The organism is Streptomyces griseomycini (genome assembly GCF_014203535.1).
GTDB lineage: Bacteria > Actinomycetota > Actinomycetes > Streptomycetales > Streptomycetaceae > Streptomyces > Streptomyces griseomycini.
In genome coordinates this window covers 224862-247672 of record NZ_JACHJI010000009.1, presented here as the reverse complement: position 1 = coordinate 247672, position 22811 = coordinate 224862, and the positions used below count along the sequence as shown (strand labels likewise).

The 22811-nt window shown below is 73.6% G+C and carries 20 protein-coding genes; 13 read left to right on the top strand and 7 right to left on the bottom strand.

The genetic code is table 11. The annotated features are described in order from the left end of the window. Positions 1–16: 16 nt before the first annotated feature. From FHS37_RS25580 to FHS37_RS25565, 4 genes are all read right to left on the bottom strand, one after another. A complete protein-coding gene (locus FHS37_RS25580; RefSeq protein WP_184825278.1) occupies positions 17–3022 on the bottom strand; it encodes a hypothetical protein in 3006 nt (1001 codons plus the stop codon). A gap of 2 nt (positions 3023–3024) precedes the next feature. Continuing rightward, a complete protein-coding gene (locus FHS37_RS25575; RefSeq protein WP_184825276.1) occupies positions 3025–4860 on the bottom strand; it encodes an HSP90 family protein in 1836 nt (611 codons plus the stop codon). Between the two features lie 88 nt (positions 4861–4948). Beyond that, positions 4949–5929 carry a hypothetical protein gene (locus FHS37_RS25570; protein WP_184825274.1) on the bottom strand — a complete coding sequence of 327 codons (981 nt, stop codon included), beginning with the start codon at positions 5927–5929 and terminating at the stop codon, positions 4949–4951. A gap of 132 nt (positions 5930–6061) precedes the next feature. Further along, on the bottom strand, positions 6062–8464 hold the full coding sequence (locus FHS37_RS25565; RefSeq protein WP_184825272.1) for a transglycosylase domain-containing protein: 2403 nt from the start codon (positions 8462–8464) through the stop codon (positions 6062–6064). A 277-nt stretch (positions 8465–8741) separates the two neighbouring features. Here FHS37_RS25565 and FHS37_RS25560 point away from each other — a divergent pair, with 277 nt between their 5' ends. From FHS37_RS25560 to FHS37_RS25545, 4 genes are all read left to right on the top strand, one after another. Further along, complete coding sequence (locus FHS37_RS25560; RefSeq protein ID WP_229889822.1) at positions 8742–9542, top strand: ABC transporter permease; 801 nt, start codon at positions 8742–8744, stop codon at positions 9540–9542. A gap of 49 nt (positions 9543–9591) precedes the next feature. Then, positions 9592–10356 (top strand): ABC transporter permease, encoded by a 765-nt coding sequence (locus tag FHS37_RS25555; RefSeq protein WP_184825487.1) that lies wholly within the window; start codon positions 9592–9594, stop codon positions 10354–10356. Between the two features lie 3 nt (positions 10357–10359). Next, positions 10360–11385, top strand: a complete 1026-nt coding sequence (locus FHS37_RS25550) for an ABC transporter ATP-binding protein (protein ID WP_184825268.1) — start codon at positions 10360–10362, stop codon at positions 11383–11385. 64 nt (positions 11386–11449) lie between these two features. Beyond that, positions 11450–12235 (top strand): DUF1707 SHOCT-like domain-containing protein, encoded by a 786-nt coding sequence (locus FHS37_RS25545; RefSeq protein WP_184825260.1) that lies wholly within the window; start codon positions 11450–11452, stop codon positions 12233–12235. A 92-nt stretch (positions 12236–12327) separates the two neighbouring features. Here FHS37_RS25545 and FHS37_RS25540 read toward each other — a convergent pair whose 3' ends face one another. Then, a complete protein-coding gene (locus FHS37_RS25540) occupies positions 12328–13695 on the bottom strand; it encodes an SGNH/GDSL hydrolase family protein (protein WP_184825258.1) in 1368 nt (455 codons plus the stop codon). 223 nt (positions 13696–13918) lie between these two features. Here FHS37_RS25540 and FHS37_RS25535 point away from each other — a divergent pair, with 223 nt between their 5' ends. Together FHS37_RS25535 and FHS37_RS25530 are read left to right on the top strand one after the other, a co-directional pair. Continuing rightward, positions 13919–15277 carry a DUF445 domain-containing protein gene (locus FHS37_RS25535; protein WP_184825256.1) on the top strand — a complete coding sequence of 453 codons (1359 nt, stop codon included), beginning with the start codon at positions 13919–13921 and terminating at the stop codon, positions 15275–15277. Between the two features lie 83 nt (positions 15278–15360). Beyond that, the gene (locus FHS37_RS25530; protein WP_184825254.1) at positions 15361–16839 is read left to right on the top strand and encodes an MFS transporter; all 1479 of its coding nucleotides are present in this window, start codon (positions 15361–15363) and stop codon (positions 16837–16839) included. 33 nt (positions 16840–16872) lie between these two features. Here FHS37_RS25530 and FHS37_RS25525 read toward each other — a convergent pair whose 3' ends face one another. Continuing rightward, entirely contained in the window at positions 16873–17175 is a 303-nt protein-coding gene (locus tag FHS37_RS25525; RefSeq protein ID WP_184825252.1) for a hypothetical protein, read from the bottom strand. A 204-nt stretch (positions 17176–17379) separates the two neighbouring features. Between FHS37_RS25525 and FHS37_RS25520 the strand changes: the two genes are divergently transcribed. From FHS37_RS25520 to FHS37_RS25500, 5 genes are all read left to right on the top strand, one after another. Next, positions 17380–17805, top strand: a complete 426-nt coding sequence (locus FHS37_RS25520; RefSeq protein WP_184825250.1) for an Hsp20/alpha crystallin family protein — start codon at positions 17380–17382, stop codon at positions 17803–17805. A gap of 115 nt (positions 17806–17920) precedes the next feature. Beyond that, positions 17921–18448 carry a DUF2267 domain-containing protein gene (locus tag FHS37_RS25515; RefSeq protein ID WP_184825249.1) on the top strand — a complete coding sequence of 176 codons (528 nt, stop codon included), beginning with the start codon at positions 17921–17923 and terminating at the stop codon, positions 18446–18448. A gap of 258 nt (positions 18449–18706) precedes the next feature. Then, positions 18707–19081, top strand: coding sequence for a VOC family protein (locus FHS37_RS25510; RefSeq protein ID WP_184825247.1), 375 nt, complete (start codon positions 18707–18709; stop codon positions 19079–19081). A 107-nt stretch (positions 19082–19188) separates the two neighbouring features. Beyond that, complete coding sequence (locus tag FHS37_RS25505; protein WP_184825245.1) at positions 19189–19773, top strand: sugar O-acetyltransferase; 585 nt, start codon at positions 19189–19191, stop codon at positions 19771–19773. 10 nt (positions 19774–19783) lie between these two features. Further along, positions 19784–20329 carry a TetR/AcrR family transcriptional regulator gene (locus FHS37_RS25500; protein WP_184825243.1) on the top strand — a complete coding sequence of 182 codons (546 nt, stop codon included), beginning with the start codon at positions 19784–19786 and terminating at the stop codon, positions 20327–20329. Positions 20330–20375: 46 nt separating this feature from the next. Here FHS37_RS25500 and FHS37_RS25495 read toward each other — a convergent pair whose 3' ends face one another. Continuing rightward, positions 20376–20999, bottom strand: coding sequence for a hypothetical protein (locus FHS37_RS25495; RefSeq protein WP_184825241.1), 624 nt, complete (start codon positions 20997–20999; stop codon positions 20376–20378). A 555-nt stretch (positions 21000–21554) separates the two neighbouring features. Here FHS37_RS25495 and FHS37_RS39845 point away from each other — a divergent pair. Both FHS37_RS39845 and FHS37_RS25485 read left to right on the top strand, forming a co-directional pair. Next, on the top strand, positions 21555–21701 hold the full coding sequence (locus tag FHS37_RS39845; protein ID WP_229889831.1) for a hypothetical protein: 147 nt from the start codon (positions 21555–21557) through the stop codon (positions 21699–21701). 193 nt (positions 21702–21894) lie between these two features. Continuing rightward, positions 21895–22731 carry an aldo/keto reductase gene (locus tag FHS37_RS25485; protein ID WP_184825239.1) on the top strand — a complete coding sequence of 279 codons (837 nt, stop codon included), beginning with the start codon at positions 21895–21897 and terminating at the stop codon, positions 22729–22731. Positions 22732–22811 lie beyond the last annotated feature (80 nt).

Here is a 22811-nt window from a genome sequence, read left to right as displayed (position 1 = left end):
CACCGGACCCGCCGTGTCACTCCCCGTCGCGCAGCCGGGCCGCCAGGGCGGTCAGCGGCTCGGTCTCCTCGGTGTGGCCGAGGGCGGTCAGGCGGGAGACCGCCGCGTCGAGGCGGGCGAGGGCGGGGGCGGGGCGTTCCAGGTAGACGCCCTCCACGGCGCCCGCGAGGCGGACGCACTCGGCCCACTCGCCGGCGTGGTCCTGCTCCGGTCCCGGTTCGCCGAGCAGGGCGAGGGCCTTTTCCAGGGCGGTCAGGGCGTCCTCGTGGGCGCCGGCGTAGGCGTTGACCCGTCCGTGCTCGTAGGCCAGGGCGGGGTCCAGCGGGCGGCCGTGGGCCTCGTACGCGGCGGCGCGGGCCTCGTCGGCGATCCGGCCGGCGTCGGCGAGGAAGGCGCGGGCGTCGGCCAGGCCGTCGGGGCCCTGCTGCTGGGCCTGGAGGCGGGCGAGTTCGCGCAGGCAGTTGCTGAGCACCTCGTAGCGCGGGGCCCGGGCGTGGGCGGCGAGTGCCTGGTCGGCGGCCTTGCGGGCCCGGTCGAACTCGCCGGACTCGGCGAGGAGCACGGCCGTCTCCGCGGCGATCATGGCGTGGCTGCCCGGGTCGTCGTCCCAGCCGGCCGACTCGGCGGCGAGGGCGACCAGTTCCGCCGTGGCGGCCTTGAGGTCCCCTCCCGCGTGCAGGGCGCGGGCGCGGGTCAGGCGCAGTTGGGCGACGAGCCGGTCGTCCAGCTCTCCGGCGGTGACGTCCGGTTCGGTCAGCAGGGAGTCGAGCAGCGCGATGCAGTCCTCGACGCGGCCCAGGTCGAGGCTGAGCCGGGCCGCGTTGGCGTAGGTGCAGAACGCGTCCGTCCGGCTGCCGTGGCGGAGGTCCAGCTCCGCCGAGCGCGTCAGGTGCCGCAGCGCCTCGTCGGGCCGGCCCAGGTGCATGCAGGCCTCGGCCAGGTCGCCGTGGACGCGGGCGGTGCCGACCGTCTCGGCCGGCCAGTCGGCGGCCAGGCGCAGGCTTTCGGTCAGGTCCGCGTGCGCGGCCTGCGCGTCCCGGAGGCCGAGCCGGATCCGGCCGCGCAGGCCGAGCGCGCGGGGCAGGTGCCAGGCCGGGCCGTGGGTCCTCAGCCGGTCGAGGAGGCCGTCGAGCTCGGTGACCGCGGCGGGCAGGTCGCCGGACATGGCGTGGGTGGTGGCCCGCAGCAGCCGGGCTCCGGCGATCTGTCCGGCGACGTCGTGCCGGGTGGCGAACGCGTGCAGCAGGTCCACCTCGGCGAGGACCGGTGCGACGTGCTCCTCGCTCCCCGACGTCTGCAGGCGCAGGCCGAGCGCGGTCGCCCGCAGTCGCAGCAGGCGGGCCTCCTGGTGCGGGGCGAGGCCGGGCGTCTCCTCGTGCAGGCGGACCATGGCCGCGTGGGCGGCGGTCAGCGCGGCGACCTTCGCCCCGGCCGCGCCGGTGGCCCTCGTCCCGGCGCCGTCGGTGTCCTCCGCCTCCTGCGTCTTCGCCGCGCCGGTGGCCTCCGCGGGGAGTTCGGCGGCGGCGAGCAGGGCGCAGGCGCGGGCGAGCGCCGCGTGTCCCGGCTCTCCGGCGTCCTCGTACAGGCCCGCGGCCTCCTCGTGGAGGGCGGCGGCGTCGGCGTGCTCGTCCTTGTCGCCCGCCCGGCTCGCCTCGTCGGCCAGCAGGTCCGCGTGCAGCCGGACGAGCGGGCCCACGGCCGGGTCGTCCGGGTGGGCGTAGCCGCGGGCGGTGACGAGCGTGCGCAGCCGCGCCCAGCAGGCGTCCGCGTCCGGGTGCCCCTGCTCGTCCAGCGACCGCGCCCGCAGGATGAGCTCGGGCAGCGACTCGGGGAGGGTGGCGGCCGTGCGGGCGGCGGGCGCGGCGGCCGGGGTGGCGGGGGCGGCCGGGGCCACGTCGTCGAGGCTGCGGGTGCGCAGGGTCAGTTCCAGTGCGTCCAGCAGCGGGGCGCGGTCGAGGCGGGTCCTGCGGCGGTCGGTGTGGGCCGGGGTGCCGTTGCGGGCGTCGAAGCGGGCGGCGAGGTCGTCGGCGCGGCCGCGCACCTCGGCGCGCAGGCCGGCCACCGTCCAGGTGCGGCCCGCGAATCCGGCGGCGGGCAGTGCGCCGTGGCCAAGGAGTTCGACGCGCTGGAGGAGGACCTCCACGCCGGTGAGGAGGTCCAGCAGGTCCCGCGGCGAGTCCACCTCGTCGAACAGGGTCCGGTTCTCGGCGAGCAGTTCCAGGCCGCGGGCCTCGTTGCCGGTGAGCGCGCAGAACTCCAGGTGCCGGCCGACCTCTCCGGCCATCGAGGGGTTGCGGCGGCAGCCGCGGTAGCCGGCGAGGTGCAGTGCGCGGGCCTCGTCGGTGCGGCCGGTGCGCAGCAGGGGCAGCAGCGCGTACGAGACGGAGCGGGCCGGTTCCTCCTGGCAGGACTCCTTCCCGGCCAGGACGGGCTCCCAGGTGCGCAGTGCCCGCTCGTCGTCGCCCGCCTCGAGGTGGTACAGGGCGCGGTCGCAGGTCTCGCAGGCCTCGCAGTCGCTGAGCCGGGTGCGGGCGCGGCCGGCCCACAGCTCGTAGGCGAGGGCGGTGTCCTCGCCGACGTGGGCGGCGAGCTGGTAGGCCTGTCCGTAGTAGGGCTGGAGGTCCAGGCCGGCCCTCTCGTAGCGGTCGCGCATCTCCGTCAGCCACTGGCGCAGGCTGGCCAGCGGTATCTCGGGCAGCGCGCGCAGGGCGTTGGCGACCCACTTGAACCGCCAGAACAGCGTGTGGCGCAGGCGTTCGTCGAAGACGTCGGGCTGTTCGTCGAAGAGGGTGAGCAGGCGGGCGAAGACGACGGGGGACTTGCGGGGTTCGGAGCCGTAGGTGTACGCCTCCTGGAGTTCGAGGAGGGCGTGGATCAGCGGGACGGGCTCCGCGAACTGCTCGGCGGCGTCGACCAGTTCCTCGGCGGTGACGGTGCGGGTGCGGCCGTAGGGGCGCCGGTCGTTCTCCCGGAGCGCCTGGTACAGCTCGTCCGTGCTCTGGGGGTGGGGTGCGGTGGGCATCGTCAGCTGTCCTTGCGGAGGGCGTGGGCGAGGAGGTCGAGGAAGGAGCGGTTGATCAGGCTCGACTCGGCGGGCCTGAGCGGACGCCGGGACAGCAGCGCGGCCTGCCCGTAGAGGGCTTCGGCGCTGGTGCGGGCCAGCTCGGGCTCGTCGATGGCGACGGCGGTGCGCACCAGCGGGTTGAGCTGGTTGAGGATCAGCTGGGCCCGTGGGGCCTCCTGGCGCAGGGCGCCGAGGATGTCGCCCCACAGGCCGCCCTCCTGCTCGCGGGCGAGCCGGGAGCGGGTGCGTTCGTGGCGGGCCTCGCGGCTGTCGACGAGGAGGGCGGGGGCGGAGGCGGGCTGGAAGGTGCGCAGCGCGACGTCGCAGTCGAAGACGGCGAGGGCGTCGCGGGCCTGGGCGAGGTAGGCCGCGGCGGCCAGTTCCGTCTCCCGGTCGACGGGGTCGAGGTGGGCGGTGAGGGTCGCCGGGTCGAGGTCGGCGACGCTCACCTCCGGCCGGATCTCGGGCAGCCGGTGGACCAGGTCGCGGTCGTAGGTGTAGCCGCCGTTGACGACGCCGAGTCCGGCGGCCGAGGCGATCGCCGCGACCTGCCGGAACTCCTCCACGCTCGACGTCACGAGCACGGTGCGGTGGGTGCGTGCGAACTCGTCGAGGGTGGTGTGCCCGTCGGTGGTCTCGAACGGCAGCCAGGGCAGCAGCATCCGCAGGATCTCGTCGTCGTGCACGGCGAGGGACTTCACGGCCAGGTGGTGGACCTGGAGGAAGCGGTGGAGCAGGTCCGGGTCGCTGGCGGCGGCCCGGGCGATCCACGCGCGCAGCTTCTCGGCGAGGGCGTCGCGGACGGCGGCGAGGGTGTCGTCCTCGTACAGGGACTCGCGGGACGCCGTCGGGCGCAGGCTCTCGGCGTCGACGACGCAGCGGACGAAGAACGCCCACTCGGGCAGGATCTCCTCGGCCTGTTCGGACAGCAGCATGCCCTTGACGTGCACGCGGTGGCCGTGGCGGCGCCCGGCCGGCACCGCCTCGGGCAGCACGCACGCGATGCCCTTCAGGCCCACGGCCGGCAGGTCCAGCTCGATGGTGTCCAGCGGCGTGAACCCGAAGACTTCTTCGCCGTACGCGGCCAGGGCGCGGGAGCGGGCTCCCGGCGTGGGGTACGTGCGCGCCCAGGGCGCGGCCTCGGGGTTGACCGGGGCGCCCGGGCCGCCCGTGCCGTCGTCGAAGGTCACCGGGTGGCGCAGCAGGGAGCCGAAGTGCCGGGCCAGCGCGTGCACCTGCGCCGGGCGGGTCCACTCGCCCGCGTCGGCGCGCGGCGTCAGCGTGACGGTGGTGCCGGGACGGGGGCGGGCGGAGGCGGGCAGGGCGCGGACGGTGTAGCTGCCGTCGCCGCGTCCCCGCCACTCCACGGCGGGGGCGTCGGGGGTGCGGGCGGAGCGGCTGAGGACGTGGATCTCGTCCGCGACCAGGAAGCAGGAGAGCAGGCCGATGCCGAACTGGCCGATGAAGTCGCCGCGCTGTTCGGCGATCTTCTCGGCGCGCTTGCTGCTGCGGCCGATGGTGGCGAGGAAGGTGTGCACGTCGGCCTCGGTGAGGCCGACGCCGTCGTCCTCGACGCGTACCACCGAGCCGTCGGCGTACAGGCGGATGCCGAAGGAGCCGGCGGGGGCGGCCGGTTCGAGGCCGTGCCGGGCGGTCAGCGCGTCCACCGCGTTCTGCATCAGTTCGCGCAGGTAGACGCGGGGGCTGGAGTAGAGGTGGTGGGAGAGGAGGTCGACGAGGCCGCGCAGGTCGACCTGGAAGGTGCGGTCGGCGCCGGCGTTTTCACGGAGAGTCATCGGGCAGTCCGGGGTGGAGGGAGCGACGGGAGGGGAGTGGTGGTGGCCATCGGCGCGGACGGGGGGCCGGGCGCCGCGGACCGGCGGCTCAGAAGGCCTTGCGGAAGCGCGCGTACGCCTTCTGCGGGTCCGCCATGAACGTCCATGGCCACTCGGTGAACACACCGTCCAGCTCGCGGAAGACGTGCGAGGCCTTGCTGCTACCGGCCAGCGAGAGGGCCATGGCGAACATGTTGTAGTCGCCGTGCCAGCCCAGGCGGCGCTCGTACGCGTGGTGCAGGATGCTGCGTTCCGCCGCTTCCCTCAGCTCGGTGCGGATCCTGGGGTCCTGCAGGCAGTCGCCGTTGTCCGACTCCACCCACTGCTCGACGTACGCCATCGCGATGACACAGCCGAGCCGGTGCCCGTCGGGTGCGGCGGCGAAGGCCTCGCGGGCGAACTCCAGGGCCTGCCCCGGCTGACCGCCCCACCGCGGCTGCAGCTGCGAGATCCACTCCAGGTGGATGTCCAGGTTCAGCGGGTCGCGGCGCAGACCGGCTTCGAGCCGGGCCTCCTTGACGCTGTCGGGCACGGACATGCCGCGTCCGGAGGTGAGCAGATGCCGCCACGGCGTGATCCAGTCGGGCCGGAGCTCCGCGGCCTCCAGGAGGTGCTCCTCGGCGATCCGCAGCCGCTCGTGGAAGACCTGCCACTGCTCACGCGAGACGTCCACGGCACGGGCGGACGTACGCGCCTCCCAGCCCCAGTGGACATGGCGCGCACCGGAGATCAGCAGGGCGGCCGCCCGGTGCTCCTCGTCCTCGTCGGCGGCCCGGACGATCCACTCCTCGACACCGTCGACCACCGCCAACTGACCGAGCACCGCCTGCTCCCGGCCGAGATCGAAGGGCGCGAGTCCCTCCTTGACCGCCGCCCAGTCCCCCGCGTCCGCGGCCTCCACCAGAGCGAGCACCCTCGGGTCGCCGAGCGCCCGCAGAGTGGAGACCCCGTGCTTCCCCTTGCGCGGAGCGAGCGCGGGCGGATCCCCCGCGGATCTGTCCTCACCCCTGCCGAACAGCTTCCCCAGCATGCCGCGCCCTCCCCTGGTCCCGCGTGATCGTCCGGTGCAGCATAAGCGGCCCCACCGACACCGTTTCCACAGGGTTTTCACCGGTCCCCGCGGGCCCCTCCACGCCTTCGGCCCGCTCCGCCGGAGGGGGGCCTACTCCCGTTGCCGGCTGTTCTGGAGGAGGGCGCCGGCCAGGCCGTCGTCGCCGTCGTCACCGTCGGTTCCCCCGACGCCGGTGTCGCCGCCGGTGGTGCCGCCGGTGGTGCCGCCGGTCGCGGTGGCGCCCGTGGCGGTGCCGCCGGTCGCCGTGCCGTCGGTCGGGGTGGCGTCGTCGGTCCCTTCCCGCGTCCCGCCGTCGGTCTGCCCCTGGGGGGCGCCGGGGGTGCGGTCCTGCGTCCGCTCGTCGTCCGGCGTCTGGCCGCTGCCGCCGTCGCCCGTCGGGTCGCCGGGAGCCGGGCCGCCGGTTCCGGTGGCGGTGCCGGTGGCGTCGACGGGCGGCAGGGTCCGGTCGGCGCCGGGCTGGATCCGCAGGTCGAAGCCCTGGACCGGCTCGCCCTCGAGGGCTTCCCGGGTGTACTGGCCCCAGATCTCGGCGGGGGCGCCGCCGCCGTTGACGCGGGGCAGGCCCATGGCGCCGTAGAGCTCCTTCTGCGCGGCGGTGACGGGGTCCTGGCCCATGACGGCGACCACGGTGGCCAGGTCGGGGGTGTAACCGGCGAACCAGGCGGCCCTGTCCTCCTCCGCGGTGCCGGTCTTCCCGGCGGCGGGGCGGCCCGCGGAGAGGGCGGCGGTGGCGGTGCCGTTCTGGACGACGCCGCGCAGGACGGAGGTGGTGGTGTCGGCGGCCTGGCGGCTGACGGCCTGGCGGGTCTTCCGCTCGGGCAGCTCCACCGTCTGCTTCCCGTCCTTGGTGACCTTCTCGATCAGCTTGTACGGGCGGTGCTCGCCGTGGTTGGCGAGGGTCGCGTACGCCTGGGTCATGTCCAGGACGCTGGCGGTGGCCACGCCGAGGGCGATGGACGGGCCGGCGTCGTCCAGGCTGGGGGTGTTCTTCGACAGGCCCAGGTCGATCGCGGTCCGCCTCACCTCGTCGGGACCGACGTCCACGGCCATCTGCGCGTACACGGCATTGACGGACTTGTCGGTGGCCTCGCGGACGGTGATGTCGCCGTAGTCGCGGTGGTCCTCGTTCTCGGGGGCGTAGCGGTCGCCGCTCCAGCCCTGGACGGGGCGTTCGCTGGTGCCGTCGTAGACGGTGTTCGGGGTGATGGGGCGGCCGTCCTGGGTGGTGGACCCGTTGTCGACGGCGGCGGTGAACACGAACGGCTTGAAGGCGGAGCCGACCTGGTAGTCCCGGCGGGTGGCGTTGGGGGTGTACTGCTTGACGTAGTCGATGCCGTTGTACATCGCGACGACCTCGCCGGTCCTCGGGTCGATGGAGGCGCCGCCCGCGCGGACGTAGGTGTCGACCTCGCGGTTCTCCTGGTCGAGCCGGTCCATCAGCTTGTCGTTGACGGCGTCGACGAAGGCGTCCTGCTTGTCCTTGCGCAGGGTGGTGGTGATGCGGTAGCCGCCCGCGTCGAGCGAGGCCTCGTCGACGATCCCGTTCTCGATCAGGTGGTCCTTCACGATGCGCACGACGTAGCCGCGCTGGCCCGACAGGCCGGTGGAGACGGTGGTCTCCCTGGGCACCGGGAACGTCATGCCGGTGCGCTCGGACGCGCTGAGCCAGCCCTCCTCGACCATGCCGTCCAGGACGTAGTTCCAGCGGGCCTCGACGGCCGCGCGGTTCTCCGGGTGGGCGATGACGTCGTACTGGCTGGGGGCGTTGACGAGGGCGGCGAGGTAGGCGGCGCGGCCGGCGTCCAGGTCGTCGGCGTCGATGCCGTAGTAGGCGTGGGCGGCGGCCTGGATGCCGTAGGCGTTGCGGCCGAAGTAGCTGGTGTTGAGGTAACCCTCGAGGATCTTGTCCTTGCTCTGCTCGCGGTCCAGCTTGATGGCGATGAAGAACTCCTTCACCTTGCGGGTGACGGTCTGCTCCTGGCGCAGGTAGTAGTTCTTCACGTACTGCTGGGTGATCGTGGAGCCGGACTGCCTGCCCTTGCCGGTGGCGGTGTTCCAGGCGGCGCGGACCATGGCCTGGGGGTCGATCGCGGACTCGCTGTAGAAGTCGCGGTCCTCGGCGGCCAGGACGGCGTGCCGGGCCTCCCGGGAGATCCGGTCGAGGGCGACGTTCTCCCGGTTGACCTCACCGTCGCGGGCGAGGACGGTGCCGTCGGCGTACAGGTAGACGTTGGCCTGCTGGACGGCGAGGGCGTTGGCGGGCGGGATCTGCACGAGCGTGTAGCCGAGGGCGAAGCCGCCGACGACCAGGAGGGCGCCGACGAGGAAGGTGCCGAGCACCATGCGCCGGGTGGGGACCAGCCGTCGCCGTCCGGTGGGCCTGTCCTTGACCTTGCCCCTGCCTCCCGCCGGGCGCTGCGGGGCGTCGGCCGCCTGAGGCTCTCTCGGTGCCCAGCCCTGGCCGGGCTGCTGCGGCTGCGGCTCGTCGCTCATGTTGTGCTCGGACTCCTGTTTCGCCTCGTTCGTACGCGTACGCCTGGTGCGTTCCTCTTGGTGCCTCTTATTGAAGACTGTCGCATCCGGCGGCCGGTCACCCGCCGACGGCGCGCGCCGCGTACACATGTGCCGTGTCACACGCATGGCCCCGTGACCGGTCCTGCGGTGCCCCGCAGGGGTGCCCCACGGGTACCGGAAAATGCATGGCAGGCGGTCCGCCGCGCCCACTAGGCTCCTGCGCTTCGGTGCCGGGTGCGGGAGGAGGCGTGCGGGCGTGGGTTCGGGGCGGTTGTACCTGGCCGTCGCGGTGGGGGGCTTCCGGCGGTACGCGACGTACCGGGCGGCCACCGCGGCCGGGGTGTTCACCAACACCGCCTTCGGGCTGATCCTGGTGTCCACCTACCTGGCGCTGTGGGAGGCCAGGCCCGGTCTCGGCGGGTACGAGCAGGCGCAGGCCGTCACGTACGTGTGGCTGGGACAGGCGCTGTTCGCGGCGCTGGCGGTCCAGGGCGGCGGGTTCGAAACCGAACTGATGGAACGCATCCGTACGGGTGAGGTCGCGATCGACCTGTACCGGCCGGCGGACCTGCAGCTGTGGTGGCTGGCGAACGACCTGGGGCGGTCGCTGTTCCAGTTGCTGGGGCGGGGGGTGGTCCCCTTCGCCTTCGGCGTGCTGGTGTTCCCCGTGGCGCTGCCGCGCGACGCGCTGACGTGGCTGGCGTTCCTGGTCGCGGTGGTCCTCGCGACGGTGGTGAGTTTCGCGATCCGCTACCTGGTGGCGCTGAGCGCGTTCTGGCTGCTGGACGGCACGGGCGTGCTGCAGATCATGATGGTCGCCGGGCTGTTCTGCTCGGGGATGCTGCTGCCGCTGAACGTGTTCCCGGGGACGCTCGGCGAGGTGGTGCGCGTCCTGCCGTGGGCGTCGCTGGTCCAGGGGCCCGCGGACGTGCTGCTGGGGGAGGCCGGGACGCTGTCCACCTACCTGCTCCAGGGCGGGTGGGCGGTGGCGCTGCTGGCGGCCGGGCGGCTGCTGCAGTCGGCGGCGACGCGACGGGTGGTGGTCCAGGGTGGGTGAGGGCGGCCGGCTGGCCCAGGGGGTGCGCGCCTACGGGCTGATCGCCGGGATGTGGATCCGTTCCACGATGGCCTACCGGGCGTCCTTCGCGATGACCGCGGTCGGCAGCCTGGTGGTGACCGGGCTCGACTTCGTCGGGATCATGCTGATGTTCTCGCAGGTCGACGCGCTCGCCGGGTACGCGCTGGCCGAGGTGGCGTTCCTCTACGGCCTGTCCGCCACGTCCTTCGGGATCGCCGACCTGGCGCTGGGCTCGATGGAGCGGCTGGGGCGCCGGGTGCGCGACGGCACGCTGGACACGCTGCTCGTGCGGCCGGCGCCGGTGCTGGCCCAGGTCGCCGCGGACCGTTTCGCGCCGCGCCGGATCGGCCGCGTGGTGCAGGGCCTGCTGGTCCTGGGGTACGCGCTCGCCTCCCTGGACATCGACTGGACGGCGGCGAAGCTGCTGCTGATGCCGGTGACGCTGGTGAGCGGGGCGGCGATCTTCTGCGCGGTGTTCGTGGCGGGCGCGGCGTTCCAGTTCGTGGCGCAGGACGCGTCCGAGGTGCAGAACGCGTTCACCTACGGGGGGACGACGCTGCTGCAGTACCCGCCGACGGTGTTCGCGCAGGAGCTGGTGCGCGGGGTGACGTTCGTGCTGCCGCTCGCCTTCGTCAACTGGCTGCCCGCGAGCCACGTGCTGGGGCGGCCGTATCCGCTGGAGCTGCCGGGATGGGTGGCGTTCGCGTCGCCGCCGGTGGCGGTGGCGTGCTGTGCGCTGGCGGGCCTGGCGTGGCGGGCGGGGCTTCGCTCGTATCGGAGTACAGGGAGTTAGCCGGTGGACGACGGCAGGGGCAGGGGCGGCGGCAGCGGTGGCGGCGGCGACGGGTTCATCACGCTCGACCGCGTGGAGAAGGTCTTCGACGTGCGCCGGAAGGCCGGGTTCCTGAAGCGGGAGCGGCAGCGGGTGCGGGCCGTCGACTCGCTCTCCTTCACGGTGGCGCGCGGCGAGATGGTCGGCTACATCGGGCCCAACGGCGCGGGCAAGTCGACCACGATCAAGATGCTCACCGGGATCCTGACGCCCAGCGGCGGCCGGCTCCGGGTGGCCGGGATCGACCCCTCACGGGAGCGGACGCGGCTCGCCCACCGCATCGGGGTGGTGTTCGGGCAGCGGACGACGCTGTGGTGGGACCTGCCGCTGATCGACTCGTACCGGCTGGTGCACCGCATGTACCGCATCCCCGACGCGCGGTACCGCGAGAACCTCGACCGGATGGTCGAACTCCTCGACCTCGGCGACCTGTTGGACGTCCCGGTGCGGCAGCTGTCGCTGGGGCAGCGGATGCGCGGCGACATCGCGGCGGCGCTGCTGCACGACCCGCAGGTGCTGTACCTCGACGAGCCGACGATCGGTCTGGACGTGGTCTCCAAGACCAAGGTGCGGGCCTTCCTGCGGGAGTTGAACGCCGAGCGGGCCACGACGGTGCTGCTGACCACGCACGACCTGCAGGACATCGAGCAGTTGTGCTCGCGGGTGATGGTCATCGACCACGGCCGGCTGATGTACGACGGTCCGCTCGCCGGGCTGCACGAGGCGGGGGAGGGCGAACGGACGCTGGTGGTGGACCTGGAGCGGGAACTGCCGCCGATCGACGCGCCGGCGCCCGCGCGGGTGGTGCGGGTGGAGGGAGCGCGGCAGTGGCTGGCGTTCCCGGCGTCCCGGTCGGCGGCCCCGATCGTGGCGCGGATCGCGGCGGAGTACCCCCTGGTCGACCTGTCGGTGCGGGAACCGGACATCGAGGCGGTGATCGCGAAGATGTACGCCGGACGGGCCGGGCGGGCCGACCGGGCGGCCCCGTAGCCGTGTGACGGGGCCGGGAGGGTCTCGTAGCCGTGCGGTGGAGGTAACTCGTAGGCTGCTGTGTATGACCGACGACGCAGCCCCGGACCTCCGCGCCTCCGACGCCGACCGCGAGCGGGTCGCCGACATCCTGCGGGACGCCTTGGCGGAGGGGCGCCTGGACATGGAGGAGTTCGGGGAGCGGCTGGACGCGACGTACAAGGCGCGCACGTACGGGGAACTGGCACCGATCACCCGCGACCTGCCGACCGCCCAGGGCGCGGCCGTCCCCGCCGTCTCCCTGAGCAAGGACCCCGAGCGGGACGGGAATTGGACGGGCCGGATCATCGGCGGCGACGACGAGGGGACGTCGACGTGGGCCGTGGCCGTCATGTCGGGCTTCCAGCGCAGGGGGCACTGGACGGCGCCGCGCCGCTTCAACTGCTTCGCGTTCTGGGGCGGCGGGGAGATCGACCTGCGCGAGGCGAACTTCGCGGACCGCGAGATCGTGATCAACGCCGTGGCGGTCATGGGCGGGATCGACGTCGTCGTGCCGCCCGGGGTCGAGGTCGTCGTGCGCGGTGTCGGGGTCATGGGCGGTTTCGACCACCGGGAGGAGGGCGTGCCGGGTGAGCCGGGCGCCCCGCGCGTGATCGTCACCGGCTTCGCCTTCTGGGGCGGCGTCGGCGTCCAGCGCAAGCTGCCCCGCGCGGAGAAGCAGCGCCTGCGCGAGGAACGCCGCCGCGAGAAGCTGGAGCGCAAGGAGCAGCGCCGCCGGGAACTGGGGGCCTCCCTCCCCGGCCTCCACGACCACCTGGACCTCCACGGCTCCCGCGAGGAACGCGGGACCCGCAGGCGCGACGACCGCTGAGCGCGCCGGTCCGGCCCCTCCGGGGAGTGCCGGGCGGGGCGGCGGGGACGGAACACGCGGCCGCGGCCGCCCGGGTCCCCGCCCGTGACCCCCTACAGCTGCGCCGGAGCGCCGCCCTCCAGGTCGTCCAGGTCGAAGGCCTCGGCCATCCTCGCGTACCCCTTGTCGCTCGGGTGGAGGTGGTCGCCGGAGTCGTAGTCGGAGCGCAGGCGCCGCGGGTCGTACGGGTCGCGCAGCGCCTCGTCGAAGTCGACGACCGCGTCGAAGACGCGCCCCGCGCGGATCTCCGCGTTGACCCGCTGCCGCACCGCCTCGCGCGCGTCCGTGTGGCCGCGGTGGCCGCCGAAGGGCATCAGCGTCGCGCCGACGGCCTTCAGCCCGCGCGCGTGGGCCCGCTCGACGAGGGCGTTCATCCCCGCGACGATCCGGTCCGGGTCGGCGGTGCCGGGCCGGCGCAGGATGTCGTTGACGCCGAGGGCGACGACCACGACCTCGACGTTCGTGCGGCCCAGGACGTCGCGGCCGAAGCGGTTCAGGCCGCTGGGGTTCTCCGGGGGGCGGCCGAGGCCGTCGGCGAGGATCTGGTTGCCGCTGATGCCCGCGTTGACGACGCCGTGGCGCGGCAGGTCGCGCCCGTCCGCGAGCGCCTCGCGCAGCCGGTCGGACAGGACGTCCGGCCAGCGGTTGTTGCCGCCGGTGGTGGAGGTGATGCCGTCGGTGAGCGAGTCGCCGAGGACGACGACCGTGCCGTCCGACTCGTCGCTCAGGACGTCCAGCGCCGTCAGGTACCGCCAGACGGTGCTCCGCCCGGTGTACGGCGTCCCGGTCGTGTCCCGGGTGTGCTCGCCGTCGGCGACGTAGGAGACCTGGCGCGCGTGCCGGTGGTAGGTGACCGGACCGGACGCGACGGGGGAGTACGTGGTGACCAGGACGTCCCCGTCCTGCGGCACGGGGACGCGCACGGCGTCGCTCGTCACCTGCCCGCCGGGCGGGACGACGACCGTCGGGTCGCCGGTGAAGGTGAGGGGGCGCATCGTCCCGGCGAGCGCGGCGGCCGTGCCGGAGCCCGCGGAGACGGCGATCGAGGCGTGGGTGACGGTGAGCGGCGACTGGCCGTAGAGGTTGGACAGCGTGACGCGGGCACCCGTACCGCCGGCGCTGGTGTGGACGACGTTGCGCACCGAGCGGCCGGCCAGTCCGGTCAGCTCGGTGCCGGGCTCGCCCCCGACCGGGGACGCGGCCCAGGAGCCGACCCAGGTGCCGGTGGAGGCGGGCGCGGCCGGGTCGCCGTCGCGGGCGGGGCCGCCGGCGAGGGTGCCGCGGCTCCGCGTGCCGTCGTCGGCGGCCGCACCGACGTAGATGGCGGCGGAAAGGGCCACGACCGCGGCGACGACCGCGGCGAGCAGGGCGCGGTGCTTGGCGGGCGGCGCCCCCGCGCCCCCGTCACGACCCCGGGTCATGCTGTTCTGTTCTCCTCGGGAGACGGGAGCCCGAGGCTCCGATCCGATCGACCCATGATGCGTCATGGGCGGGGAATGGCCGGCGAGACCCCCGCGCGTTCCCCCTCCGGACAGACGCCGGGAACTCCTGTTCCGTTCCGGGAGTCGGTCAGGAAGGGACAATGTGTGAGGGATCACCGGACGAGGGATCACTCTGCGAGGGATCACCGGACGGGTGGAGCGGATGGAACGGTGGATGGAACGGACGGAAGCGGCGGAGACCGAGGACCGGGGCGCCGACGGGCAGCATGCCCGCACCGGCGCCGTCACGAACCGCGCGATGACGACGTTCAGCCCCGCGGACGAGGAGAAACGGCGCGGAGTGCGCCGGATGAAGCTCACCGCCACGGGACTGCTGCTGTTCGTCGCCCTGGTCTACGTCCTCGCCAAGTGGGCCTCCCACCAGGGCGCCGGGGCCTGGGCGGGCTACGTCGCCGCCGCGGCCGAGGCCGGCATGGTCGGCGCGCTCGCCGACTGGTTCGCGGTCACCGCGCTCTTCCGCAGGCCCCTCGGCCTGCCCATCCCGCACACCGCGATCATCCCCACCAAGAAGGACCAGCTCGGCGTCTCCCTGGGCGACTTCGTCGGTGAGAACTTCCTCTCCGAGGACGTCGTGCGCGGGCGGCTGCGCGCCGTCGGCATCGGCAGCCGGCTCGGCGCCTGGCTCTCCGTCCCCGAACACGCCGACCGGGTCACCGCCGAACTGTCGGCGGCCCTGCGCGGCGCGCTGACCGTGCTGCGCGACTCCGACGTCCAGGCGGTGGTCGGCGAGGCCATCACGCGTCGCGCCGACGCCCAGGAGGTCGCGCCCGGAATGGGCAAGCTGCTGGAGCGGATCGTCGCCGACGGCGGCCACCGGCGGGCCGTCGACGTGCTCGTCTCCCGGGCGCACGACTGGCTGGTGCTGCACGGCGACTCCGTGATGGACGCCGTGCAGGGCGGCGCGCCCGGCTGGACCCCCCGGTTCGTGGACCGCAAGGTCGGCGAGCGCGTCTACAAGGAACTGCTGCGCTTCACCACCGAGATGCGCGACATGCCCGCCCACCCCGCGCGCGGCGCCCTCGACCGCTTCCTCAGCGACTTCGCCTCCGACCTCCAGTCCGACACCGACACCCGTGCCCGGATCGAACGCCTCAAGGGCGAGGTCCTGCACCGGGACGAGGTGCAGGACCTGATCGCCTCCGTCTGGACCGCCGTACGGTCCATGATCGTCTCCGCGGCGGAGGACGAGCGCAGCGAACTGCGGCTGCGGGTGCGCGCCTCGCTGCTCTCGCTGGGCGCCCGGATGGCGGCCGACCCCAAGGTGCAGGGCAAGGTCGACGGCTGGCTGGAGAGCGCCGCGGTGTACGTCGTCACCACCTACCGCAAGGAGATCACCTCCCTGATCACCGACACGGTGGCGAGCTGGGACGCCGAGCACACCACCAGGAAGATCGAGGCCAACATCGGCCGCGACCTGCAGTTCATCCGCATCAACGGCACGGTCGTCGGCTCCCTGGCCGGCCTGCTGATCTACACGGTGTCGCGGGCGCTGGGGGCCTAGCGGGGCGCGGGCGGGGAGCGGGCGGGCGTGAGGACGCCCCTCCCGGGCAAACGACGGTGGTCACTTCGTCGAGGAGGGCGCCCATGACCACCGCGCAGGCCGGGACCGGCCGTACCGTCACCACCACCATTCCCGCACGACTGGACCGCCTGCCCTGGTCGCGCTGGCACTGGTCGATCGTCATCGGCCTGGGGACCGTGTGGATCCTCGACGGGATGGAGGTGACGATCGTCGGCAACGTCGCCGGCCGGCTCTCCGAGCCCGGCAGCGGACTGCCCGTCACCTCCGGCCAGGTCACCGGCATCGCCGCGGCCCTGTACGTGATCGGTGCCTGCACGGGCGCCCTGTTCTGGGGCCGGCTGACCGACATCTACGGCCGCAAGAAGCTGTTCCTGATCACCCTCGCGGTCTACCTCGGCGCCACCGCCATGACCGCGCTCGCCTTCGACACCTGGTGGTTCTTCCTCTTCCGCTTCCTCACCGGCTTCGGCATCGGCGGCGAGTACGCGGCCATCAACTCCGCGATCGACGAGCTGATCCCGGCGAAGTACCGGGGCCGCGTCGACCTGCTGATCAACGGCAGCTACTGGCTGGGCGCGGTCGCCGGCGCGCTGCTGTCGATCGTCGCGCTGGACACGTCGGTCTTCCCGGCGGACGTCGGCTGGCGGCTGACCTTCGCCCTGGGCGCCGTCCTCGCCCTGGTGATCCTCCTCGTCCGCCGCCACGTCCCCGAGAGCCCGCGCTGGCTGCTGATCCACGGCCGGGACGAGGAGGCCGAGCGGCTCGTCTCCTCCATCGAGGAACGGATCGAGGCCGAGAAGGGCGAGCCGCTGCCCCGCGCCGAGACCGAGATGACCATCCGTCAGCGCAGGCGCACCACCTTCACCGAGATCGCCCGGACGGTCTTCGCCGCGTACCGCAGGCGCTCGGCCCTCGGCTTCGCCCTCTTCATCGGCCAGGCGTTCCTCTACAACGCCATCACCTTCGGCTACGGCGCGATCCTCATCCGGTTCTTCGACGTCCCGTCCGGCCACACCGGCTACTACTTCGCCGTCATCGCGGTCGGCAACTTCCTGGGTCCGCTGCTGCTCGGCAAACTGTTCGACACGGTCGGCCGCCGGATCATGATCTCCGGCACGTACCTGCTCTCCGGCGTGCTGCTGTTCGGCACGGCCTGGCTGTTCGACCGGGGCTCGCTGAGCGCGGTCACCATGACGGCCTGCTGGTGCGTGGTGCTGTTCTTCGCCTCGGCCGGAGCCTCCAGCGCCTACCTCACGGTCTCCGAGATCTTCCCGATGGAGACCCGGGCCATGTCCATCGCCTTCTTCTACGCCGTCGGCACCGCCGCCGGCGGCATCAGCGGCCCCCTGATCTTCGCCGAACTCACGAACACGGGCGTGGTCGGCGACACGGTCTTCGCCTTCCAGATCGGCGCCGGCCTGATGTGCGCGGCGGGCGTCGTGGCCGCCCTCCTCGCGGTGAACGCGGAACGCCGCTCCCTGGAGGACATCGCCACCCCGCTGTCGGTGACCGAGGCGCAGCGGGAGACGGCGGAGACCTGACCGGGCCGCCGGGGCCGCGGGAGGGCCCGTGCCTCACCCCCGCCGGTCGGCCACCGCCCACGACGTGAGCGCCACCGCTCCCGCCACCCCGAACACGGCGGGCCAGGCGCCGACCCTCTTCGCCAGCGGGTGCGACCCCGCGAAGGCGGCGACGTACGCGGCCGACAGCGCTCCCGCGGCCGCCCCGCCGGCCCGCTCCCGCCACTGCCGCGCGGCAGCGACCCCCGCGACGGCGAGGACCACGCCGCCCAGCTCCCGCTTCCGCGTCCAGCGGGCCACGCCGTACCCGCCGACGAGCCCGCCCGCGGCCACCACGGAACTCGGAACCTTCGCCATCCCTGCCTGCCTCCTGCCACTGCGCCCCTCGGGGCGGAGCCTCACGGAACTCCGAGGCTAACGCCCCGGGGGGCGATACCGGTGGTCAGGCCCGGGGCGAGTCAAGGTGAGCCGGGGCTTGTCAACTTTTCTCCTTCGGGCTATATAAGAAATTGACCGTAGGGCATCGCACCGAACGAGTCAGCCGAGAGGAGTGGAACCGTGATGCTCATGCGTACCGACCCCTTCCGCGAATTCGACCGACTCGCGCAGCAGGTCTTCGGCACGGCGTCCCGCCCGGCGGTGATGCCGATGGACGCCTACCGGGCGGGGGACGACTTCATCGTCCACTTCGACCTCCCCGGCATCGACCCCGAGACGATCGAGCTGGACGTCGAGCGCAACGTCCTCAACGTGCGCGCCGAGCGCCGCTCCCCGGCCCCCGAGGGTGCGGAACCGGTGGTCGCCGAACGCCCCACCGGCACCTTCACCCGCCAGCTGTTCCTCGGCGAGACCCTGGACACGGAACGCATCGACGCGTCGTACGAGGCCGGCGTCCTGACCCTGCGCATCCCGGTGGCCGAACAGGCCAAGCCGCGCCGCATCCAGATCACCGGCGGCGACGGCGGCCGCAAGCAGATCGGCGGCTGACCCCGCCGCGCACCACGCGTCCCGCGGACACCGGAAGTCCGCGGGACGCCCCATGCCCGTCCGACACGGAGGGCGACGGAGTCCCGGAGAAACCGGAGTGGGAGAGGAGACCCAGATGACCACGCTGACGCCGCAGAAGCCCGCGCACCTGAACCCGGAAGGGGACGTCCCGGCTCAGGTTTCCCCGGCCCCGGCCCCGACGCTGTCCCCGTCGCCGGAGTCCCCGGAGTCCCCGTCCCCGGACAGCGGCTGGCGCGAACTGGTCGACGCCGTACGGGAGTCGGGCCAGTACCCGACGCGGTCGGAGGCGGAGAGCGTCACCCGCATCGTCCTCTCCGCCCTCGGTGGCCACGTCGTCGGCGACGAACGCGTCGACCTGGCCCGCGCCCTGCCCGAGGAGGCGGCGAGAGTGGTCGCGTCCCAGATCCCGGCGACCCGCGAGCTGACGGCCGCGGAGTTCGTCGACTCGGTGGCGGCCCGCATCGAGGGCGCGACCCCGGCCACGGCCCGCTGGGACGTCAGCTCGGTCCTGAGCGTCCTGCCCCCGCTGGTCGGCGACGCCCTGGTGACCCGCATCCTGGCCCAGCTGCCCCCGGGCTACGCCCTGCTCTTCGGCCGGGCGGAGCTGGTCCCGGCGGAGTGACCGCCCGGGGGCCCTCCTCACCCGTCGGAACCGTCCCGGGGTCCCTCCTCACCCGTCGGCACCGCCCCGCCGGGCTTCGCCGGTGCCGGTATCCGGGGCGGTACCGGCGCCCCGCCCGCGGCGGCGGGGCGTCCCCCGCTCCCGGTCGGCCCGCCGGCCCGCCTGCCCGCTCACCCGGCAAACGGTTCGACGGCCCTCCTGCCCACAGGGCATCCTGCGAGTGCGCTGCACCGTCGACCCGCCAGTTCCGGAGGGCCGTTGAACCCCACCATCCGTCACATCACCTTCGACTGCACCGGCGACCCGTACGACCTCGCCTCGTTCTGGAGCGCCCTGCTGGGCAGGCCGCTCTCCGACGACGACAAGCCGGGCGACCCGGAGGCCCTGATCGCGGACCCGAACGGCGGTCCGGGCCTGCTCTTCGTCCGCGTGGAGGAGGGCAAGACCGCCAAGAACCGCCTTCACTTCGACCTGAGGCCGCAGGGCCGCACCCGCGCGGAGGAAGTGGCCCGCGCCCTCGGTCTCGGCGCCCGCCGACTCGCGGACCACACCCGCCCCGACGGCACGGGCTGGGTCGTCATGGCTGACCCGGAAGGCAACGAATTCTGCGTGGAACGGGGCGAGAAGGGCTGACGTCGCCGGGCGCGCCCGCGGGCCGACGTGCACACCCGCGGGCCGACGTTCGGGCTCGTGGGCCGATGTACAGACCCGCGCACGCCTTGGAGCGTACGATCGTACGCATGCCGACGGACGACTACTTCGCGAACGACCCGCGCACGAACCTCGAGCGCATGCTCGCGGGCGACCTCTACATCGCCGACGACCCGGAGATCGCCCGCCGTCTGCAGCGCGCGATGCGACTCGCGGCCCGCTACCAGGCCGTCTACCCCGAGAACCCCGCCGAGGCGAGGCCGATCCTGACCGAGCTCCTCGCCTCGGTGGGCGAGGGCGCCGAGGTGCGCCCGCCGCTGTACGTCGACTACGGCAGCAACATCAGCATCGGCGCCCGCACCTTCGTCAACTACAACCTGACCGCGCTGGACGTCGCGCGGATCACCATCGGCGAGGACTGCCAGATCGGCCCGAACGTCCAGCTCCTCACCCCCACCCACCCCGTGGAGCCGCAGCCCCGCCGCGACAAGCTCGAGGCCGCGCTGCCCATCACCATCGGCGACAACGTCTGGCTCGGCGGCGGCGTGATCGTCTGCCCCGGCGTGACCATCGGTGACAACTCCGTCATCGGCGCCGGCGCGGTGGTCACCAAGGACGTCCCGGCGAACGTCGTGGCCGTGGGCAACCCGGCCCGCCCGGTCCGCACGATCTGATCCCGCCCGTATGGCCACCGGACACACCGACCCCCACCGCCGCGAGCGCATCCTCGCGGCGGCGCTCGACCTGATCGCCGAGGAGGGCGTCGCCGGCGTCTCCCACCGCAAGATCGCCGCGCGGGCCCGGGTCCCGCTGGGCTCGATGACGTACCACTTCACCGGCATCGACGACCTGCTGCTCCAGGCCTTCACCGGCTACGCCGACCACGTGGTGGCCGTCTTCGAGCAGCACCTGGGCGGCGCCACCACCGCGGACGAGGCCCGCGAGGCGGTCACCGACCTCATCCACACCCTCTCCGAGAACCCCCGCCGCGACCTGATCCTCACCCAGGAGCTCTACACCCTGGCCGCCCGCCACGAGCCCTACCGCGCCCTGTGCGCCCGCTGGATGCGCCGCAGCCGCGCCCTCCTGGAACACCACTTCCCTCCGCCCACGGCCCGCCGACTGGACGCCCTCATCGAGGGCCTGACCCTCCACCGCGCCCTGGACGACACCCCGTCCGACCGCGCACTGACCCGCGAGGCGGTCGCCCGCATCACCGCCGCACCCTGACCCGTGCCCGGTACCCGCACCCGAGTGCCCCGGGAGCGGGCCGGTCTCAGTTCAGCATGTTCCAGATGACCGCCGAACGGGCCTCGGAGATCAGGTCGTCGAGGACCGAGCCGCCGTCGCCACCGCGCTGGGGCTCCGGTGCCCGCTGCTCCGGCGTCTCCGGCGTGAGGTACCACAACGGAGCGCCGCCGGGGAGGGCGGCGACGGCCGGGAAGCGCAGGTCACCGGCGAACCACAGCACCCCCCGGCCGTCGGCCGTCCCGAGCCAGACGTCGGTGGGGACGGAACCCCGGAAGGACGCCGCGACGCTCTTGTCCGGGGCCAGCAGCACGACGCGGCGCTCGGACGACCTCCCCGGGACCTTCTCCAGCCGGCACGGCCACACCTGCCAGCGGTTGGCCTCCAGGATGCGCAACAGCCGCTTCGGGCCCAGCCGCGTGGTCAACACCCAAGCGGCCACGAGGACGCAGGCGGCCGGACCTGCGAGGAAGGGCAGGAGTTCCGTCCCGAACACGGCGCTGAGAACCAGCACTTTGAGGAGCAGGAACAAGGCCACCCAGAGGACCCCGCGGTGGGCGGCCTTCCTGATCCGCCCCACCTGCGCCCGCATCCCGGGCGTGTCCACCGCAGGATGCGGTGACACCTGGTACCCGTACTCTTCGGCAAGCATCCGTCCCCCGGTGCGTCGGCTGTGCCAAACGTGTCGGTCGAATGCTAGTGACGTCCGGTCAGGCTCGTACGGTTGTCCGTCGGGCGGCCTGTTCGCCGTGAACCCTGTCGACCGCTGCCGGAGGCCGACGGCATCCGGCAGCGGCTGCCCGCCGACCCCGTCACGCGCATCCCCGGCCCTGCTCCCCCCTGACCGTCGCGTGCGGACCCCCGCCGAAGTCGAAGATCATCAAGAATGCGGAATGACCCGCGTGCCGATGACGAGCATCCCGAGGACGGCGAAGACCGGTGACGCTCGGGCGGCCGGCCGAACCCTCGCCAGAGCCTTCGGCGACGACCCGACGATGCGGTGGTTCTTCCCCGACGACTCCTCCCGCGAGGCCGCGTTGGGCCGTTACTTCACCACACTCTTCACCCGCCGGTACGTCAAGCACGGCGAGCGCCGCCACCTGCCCGTCCACGGCGTCCCCGAAGATCGACGGCGCGATCGCCGGCTGGTCCCTGAGCTGCTCGGGCGGCTCCGTGCGAGGTGGCCGGCTGGCTCGAGGACACCCGGATGGACGGCAAGTGCGCCGTGGTCCGCATCAACGCGGGCAACGGCGACTACCGGACGAAGCAGGCCTGCGGCTCCAGGGTCCGCGAGCAGTTCGACTTCACCTTCGCCGGGACGGACAAGGCCGAGGTCCGCCTGGCCATCGCCTGATCCCGCCGCTCCGGGACGGGCCGCGGTGCCCGCCCCGGAACGCCCGGGCGCGCACCCGCCCGACGGGGGAACCGGGCGGGTGCGCGCCCCGCACCGGCGCGACCGGCAGCGCCGCCGGGAGCGGGGAAACGGGCTGTCGGACCGCGGGCCGCGTTGTTAACGTCCCCCTCGGGCGAGGAGGAGGAGACAGCGCATGACGTCGACCGCGTTCTTCATCGGCGGGGACTTCGCAGTACGGCGGCTGGGTTTCGGCGCCATGCACCTGCCGACGGAACCGGGTCCGGCCCGCGAGACCGCTGTCGCGGTCGCCCGGCGGGCCGTCGAACTGGGCATCACGCTGATCGACACCGCGTACCTGTACGGCGGCGGAGCCAACGAGGAGCTCCTGGCCGAGGCCCTGCACCCCTACCCCGACGACCTGCTGGTCACCACCAAGGTCGGCGTCGCCCGGACCGGCCCCGGTGGCGAGTGGAAGCTCGACGGCCGGCCGGCCGTCCTGCGCGACCAGGTCGAGCGGGCCCTGCGCCGCCTGCGGGTCGAACGGATCGAACTGCTCCAGCTGCACCGCGTCGACCCCGAGACACCGCTCGCCGACCAGGTGGGCACCCTGCGGGACCTGCGGACCGAGGGCAAGATCGGCAGAATCGGGCTGTCGGAGGTCACCGTCGGCCAACTCCACCAGGCACGGCGGATCGTCGACATCGCGAGCGTGCAGAACCGCTACAACCTGCTCGACCGCGCACACGAGCCCGTGCTCGCGGCCTGCGAAGCGGCGGGGATCGCGTTCCTGCCGTGGCGCACGGTCGCCCGGGGCGAGTCGGGGGCGGAAGCGGAGGTCGCCGCCGTCGCGGCCGAGCTCGACGCCACCCCCACGCAGGTCGCACTCGCCTGGCTCCTCGGCCACTCACCCGTCATCCTCCCGATCCCCGGTACCGCCCGGATCGATCACCTGGAGGAGAACCTGGCCGCGGAACGCCCCGACCTGCCCCCGGCGCACCGCGAGCGCCTGGACCGCCTGTCCGTCCACTGACCCCCGGGCAGGCGGAACCGGCCCGCTTCCACAACTGCGGTCCAACGCAGCGGACTTGTGAGGAATCGTTGGCCGGCCAC

Coding starts and splice junctions, on each gene's coding strand:
- FHS37_RS25580 (WP_184825278.1), bottom strand. CDS start 3,022: ATGCCCACCGCACCCCACCCCCAGAGCACGGACGAGCTGTACCAGGCG.
- FHS37_RS25575 (WP_184825276.1), bottom strand. CDS start 4,860: ATGACTCTCCGTGAAAACGCCGGCGCCGACCGCACCTTCCAGGTCGAC.
- FHS37_RS25570 (WP_184825274.1), bottom strand. CDS start 5,929: ATGCTGGGGAAGCTGTTCGGCAGGGGTGAGGACAGATCCGCGGGGGAT.
- FHS37_RS25565 (WP_184825272.1), bottom strand. CDS start 8,464: ATGAGCGACGAGCCGCAGCCGCAGCAGCCCGGCCAGGGCTGGGCACCG.
- FHS37_RS25555 (WP_184825487.1), top strand. CDS start 9,592: ATGTGGATCCGTTCCACGATGGCCTACCGGGCGTCCTTCGCGATGACC.
- FHS37_RS25545 (WP_184825260.1), top strand. CDS start 11,450: ATGACCGACGACGCAGCCCCGGACCTCCGCGCCTCCGACGCCGACCGC.
- FHS37_RS25540 (WP_184825258.1), bottom strand. CDS start 13,695: ATGACCCGGGGTCGTGACGGGGGCGCGGGGGCGCCGCCCGCCAAGCAC.
- FHS37_RS25535 (WP_184825256.1), top strand. CDS start 13,919: ATGGAACGGTGGATGGAACGGACGGAAGCGGCGGAGACCGAGGACCGG.
- FHS37_RS25530 (WP_184825254.1), top strand. CDS start 15,361: ATGACCACCGCGCAGGCCGGGACCGGCCGTACCGTCACCACCACCATT.
- FHS37_RS25525 (WP_184825252.1), bottom strand. CDS start 17,175: ATGGCGAAGGTTCCGAGTTCCGTGGTGGCCGCGGGCGGGCTCGTCGGC.
- FHS37_RS25520 (WP_184825250.1), top strand. CDS start 17,380: ATGCTCATGCGTACCGACCCCTTCCGCGAATTCGACCGACTCGCGCAG.
- FHS37_RS25515 (WP_184825249.1), top strand. CDS start 17,921: ATGACCACGCTGACGCCGCAGAAGCCCGCGCACCTGAACCCGGAAGGG.
- FHS37_RS25505 (WP_184825245.1), top strand. CDS start 19,189: ATGCCGACGGACGACTACTTCGCGAACGACCCGCGCACGAACCTCGAG.
- FHS37_RS25500 (WP_184825243.1), top strand. CDS start 19,784: ATGGCCACCGGACACACCGACCCCCACCGCCGCGAGCGCATCCTCGCG.
- FHS37_RS25495 (WP_184825241.1), bottom strand. CDS start 20,999: ATGCTTGCCGAAGAGTACGGGTACCAGGTGTCACCGCATCCTGCGGTG.
- FHS37_RS39845 (WP_229889831.1), top strand. CDS start 21,555: ATGGACGGCAAGTGCGCCGTGGTCCGCATCAACGCGGGCAACGGCGAC.
- FHS37_RS25485 (WP_184825239.1), top strand. CDS start 21,895: ATGACGTCGACCGCGTTCTTCATCGGCGGGGACTTCGCAGTACGGCGG.